This is a genomic window from Shigella sp. SIG6, from assembly GCF_053555815.1.
Genome location: NZ_JBQZXC010000328.1, coordinates 1 through 386, shown reverse-complemented (window position 1 = coordinate 386; position 386 = coordinate 1). Strand labels below are relative to the sequence as shown.

Genomic DNA, 386 nt, shown 5'->3' with positions numbered 1-386 from the left:
AGTGCGCTGTAATATCCAACGATATAGTCCGTTATGGCGTGAGCTGCCTCGCTGAAGCTTACGTAACCCACCACCGGCATCCATTCGTTCTTCAGACTCCTGAAGAAGCGTTCCATTGGGCTGTTATCCCAGCAGTTTCCGCGCCGGCTCATACTCTGTCTGATCTGGTATCGCCACAATAACTGCCGGAACTGCCTGCTCGTATAATGACTGCCCTGATCGCTGTGGAACATCACCCCGCCGGGCTTACCACGGGTTTCCCATGCCATTTCCAGCGCTTTCATGGTGAGCCTGCTGTCCGGCGAGAACGACATGGCCCAGCCCACTGGTTTTCTTGCGAACAGGTCGAGAACAACGGCGAGGTACGCCCAGCGCTTACCCGTCCA

Annotated in this window: 1 protein-coding gene; it reads right to left on the bottom strand. The window is 56.2% G+C overall.

Annotation, left to right across the window (positions count from 1 at the left end):
- On the bottom strand, window positions 1–386 hold a 386-nt coding region (locus tag ACUU1M_RS20655; protein WP_447393619.1), incomplete at both ends, for an IS3 family transposase.